The following is a 2,624-nucleotide window of genomic DNA, read 5'->3' on the forward strand; positions in this document are numbered from 1 at the left end:
CGACCAGTCTACGGCAGCTACATCAGGCGACTGGTCTACGGCAGCTACATCAGGCTACCATTCCGTCGCCTTAGCCGCTGGCAAGCAATCAAAAGCCAAAGCATCAGCAGGCAGCGCGATTGTATGCGTGTACAGAGATAATGACGGTAAATTAATCCACATCAGAGCTGGTATTGCGGGTATCGACGTAAAGGCTGACACATGGTACACGCTTGATGCTGAAGGAAATTTTGTCGAAGTTTAATATGGTGCTTAAATTATGACAATTGAAAAAAGATTATGGGCAAAAATCCAAAAAGAAATTGGAATAGAAAATTGGGACAGTTATTACTTACTCAAAACTCCAAAGAACCAACATCATAAGTGGATAGCACTGAGTCGCCTCCCTTTATGCCGTCAAATAACTTGTGATGTGATAATGTCTAAATGCTTAAAAGGTAAATTAACTCTTGTAGAAAACCATGAAACTTGGGAATTATCAATCGAGGTTAAACCATGAACAGACAACAACGCCGAGCCGCCAAAAACCGTAAACCGGTGCCGATCAAAAAATACCGCATCCATCAGGCCGTATTGATGCAGCACGCCTTTGAGCCGATTGAAACCATCTTAGACACATTGGAGCATGGGCAATGGCTGCGAAAAGACGGCGAGGTCATGATTACGCATGATAGGTACCAATATTATCCGTTTTTGCCAGCATTAGACGGCTGGTTAGAGTATTGGCAAACAGCGCAAAGCAAGTTTGGTTTTACGGCCGATTTCAGCCCGATGCTCCGCCTGAGGGAGTGGATAGAAACCAATACCACCGAAACGCCAGACGAAGTAATAGCAGACGCGCGCAAGGTAATAAGCCTTATGAAAAAGGTCTACATGCGAACGCCAATAGACCAAATCCGCGACCACGGCCAAAACACGACCATACGGCTAATGATGGACGAAGAAAAGGCAGTTATTGCATAAGCATAAAGGAACGGAAGATGCGAAACATTGCAGTAAGACGAGGCTCTCCCAAAAAAGGAGGGCCTGATTTTTGGCAAGTCATTGAGTACCGCAACCCGATTTACAACCAAAACAGTGTCAGCTTTAAAAGGCCACCGCCTGAAGTATTAATCGAGCTTGAAAATGAACAAGCGGCTATTGATTATGCGGAACAACTGCGCACCGAGCCGATTAATTATTACGTTAAGCAACCTATCAAACAACGGGCAAAATCAAAACGTATCAAATAGGAAGGGAAAATAATTATGTACAATCAAAACCAACAAACGAAAATCTTTTGGAACGCCGCAGAGTGCGCGGCTGCGCTCGGGGATTTAAAGCCTAAAACATTCCTGGAAAAATACGCACCAAGACCAGACTTTCCCAAAAGGATAAATATTCCAAATTCAAGGAAACCACTATGGAAATCACAAGAAGTCATCAAATGGGCTGAACAATTCCAGGAATATTAAATCAATCAATCAAGCAAGCGGCCAACGTCTGCCATATCCGGCGAATAGTAAGTATTAAGCAGGATACGCAAATCACGATGGCCGCTAATCTTAGCCAACATCTCAACAGGCACTTTGCCTGCCATCCTTGTTAGGGCTTCGCGACGCAAATCATGGAAGTGTAAATCATCAATACCGCACAAATCCCGAGCCCGACGAAACAATACATCACGCGTACCATTATCAAGCTGAAAAACAGAATCTCCATTTTTTATCTGTTCAAGCCTGCGTAATATATCTAACGCCTTATTAGACAAAGGCACATCTCTACTATGTCCGTTTTTGGTTTGCTCCAAAAATGCGATCCGACGGTCAAAATCAATATCAGTCCATTTTAAGCCGCAAATTTCCCCTGCTCTCATAGCTGTGAAAATAGCAAACCACATTGCCGCACCAACTCTTTTGCTTATTGTATCGAGTATTACTTCGTTGTCGTAGCCTAGCGCTAATGACAACCTATCCAATTCTTCTTCTGTCGGGCGCCTATCTCTGGATTTTGGGCTTTTAGGCTTGGAAATCTTGTGCACAGGATTGTCAATAATGTATCCCCATTCTTTCATCGCGTGCGTACATGCCGCCGATAATGTTGTAATCTCGCGCAACACGCTTGCTTCACTCACTTCAGTCAGTCTGTTATCTCGCCATTTCGCAAAGTGTAATGGCATCAACTCGCTAACAAATACTTTTGCCAGCGGTGTTTTTAATATACGGTTTATTCGTAAAGCTTCTTTGTCCCCACCCCTATTCTTGCTTACAATCTCATCTCTATATCTAGTCAACACATCTGCAAAAAACAAATGCCGAGGAGTATTTGCCTGAACACCATCCATTATCTGCGCTTCCATTTTTGCGGCCCATGCTTTAGCATCTGCATGCCTCAAAAATGTTTTTGATTTTGATACACCTTGGAGTCTTACTTTAACCCGATATTTTCCATTTCTATTTTCAATGGTTGCCATGTTTATTTTGGGACTGTTTTTGGGACAATCATTATAGCCTTAAATGGGCGTAAATAGATATAAATAGAAAATCAAACAAATGATAGACAAATGTTTTTAAAGTGAAATAGTTAAAAATAGACTTAAATAGACAAAAAAAGAAAATAGTTATTTATGCTTGCCGCCGGCACCA

6 protein-coding genes are annotated in these 2,624 nt (G+C 42.3%); 5 read left to right on the forward strand and 1 reads right to left on the reverse strand.

The window, feature by feature from the left end:
- From Q4A84_RS10960 to Q4A84_RS10980, 5 genes are all read left to right on the forward strand, one after another.
- Positions 1-244, forward strand: a 244-nt coding sequence (locus Q4A84_RS10960; protein ID WP_303088974.1) for a hypothetical protein, incomplete at its 5' end; no start/stop codon positions are given.
- 15 nt (positions 245-259) lie between these two features.
- Complete coding sequence (locus Q4A84_RS10965) at positions 260-499, forward strand: hypothetical protein (protein ID WP_303088975.1); 240 nt, start codon at positions 260-262, stop codon at positions 497-499.
- On the forward strand, positions 496-963 hold the full coding sequence (locus tag Q4A84_RS10970; RefSeq protein WP_303088976.1) for a hypothetical protein: 468 nt from the start codon (positions 496-498) through the stop codon (positions 961-963). Before Q4A84_RS10965 ends, Q4A84_RS10970 begins: the two co-directional genes overlap by 4 nt.
- A gap of 17 nt (positions 964-980) precedes the next feature.
- A complete protein-coding gene (locus tag Q4A84_RS10975) occupies positions 981-1,232 on the forward strand; it encodes a hypothetical protein (protein ID WP_303088977.1) in 252 nt (83 codons plus the stop codon).
- Positions 1,233-1,247: 15 nt separating this feature from the next.
- Positions 1,248-1,454: a hypothetical protein gene (locus Q4A84_RS10980; RefSeq protein WP_303088978.1), complete on the forward strand. Its 207-nt coding sequence runs from the start codon at positions 1,248-1,250 to the stop codon at positions 1,452-1,454.
- A 5-nt stretch (positions 1,455-1,459) separates the two neighbouring features.
- Here Q4A84_RS10980 and Q4A84_RS10985 read toward each other — a convergent pair whose 3' ends face one another.
- Positions 1,460-2,452 (reverse strand): site-specific integrase, encoded by a 993-nt coding sequence (locus Q4A84_RS10985; protein ID WP_303088979.1) that lies wholly within the window; start codon positions 2,450-2,452, stop codon positions 1,460-1,462.
- Positions 2,453-2,624 lie beyond the last annotated feature (172 nt).

Source organism: Neisseria sp., assembly GCF_030527965.1.
In the GTDB taxonomy this organism is placed as follows: Bacteria; Pseudomonadota; Gammaproteobacteria; order Burkholderiales; family Neisseriaceae; genus Neisseria.

Excerpts from the sequence above, each read along its gene's own strand:
- Q4A84_RS10965 (WP_303088975.1), top strand. The coding sequence starts at position 260 with ATGACAATTGAAAAAAGATTATGGGCAAAAATCCAAAAAGAAATTGGA.
- Q4A84_RS10985 (WP_303088979.1), bottom strand. The coding sequence starts at position 2,452 with ATGGCAACCATTGAAAATAGAAATGGAAAATATCGGGTTAAAGTAAGA.
- Q4A84_RS10980 (WP_303088978.1), top strand. The coding sequence starts at position 1,248 with ATGTACAATCAAAACCAACAAACGAAAATCTTTTGGAACGCCGCAGAG.
- Q4A84_RS10970 (WP_303088976.1), top strand. The coding sequence starts at position 496 with ATGAACAGACAACAACGCCGAGCCGCCAAAAACCGTAAACCGGTGCCG.
- Q4A84_RS10975 (WP_303088977.1), top strand. The coding sequence starts at position 981 with ATGCGAAACATTGCAGTAAGACGAGGCTCTCCCAAAAAAGGAGGGCCT.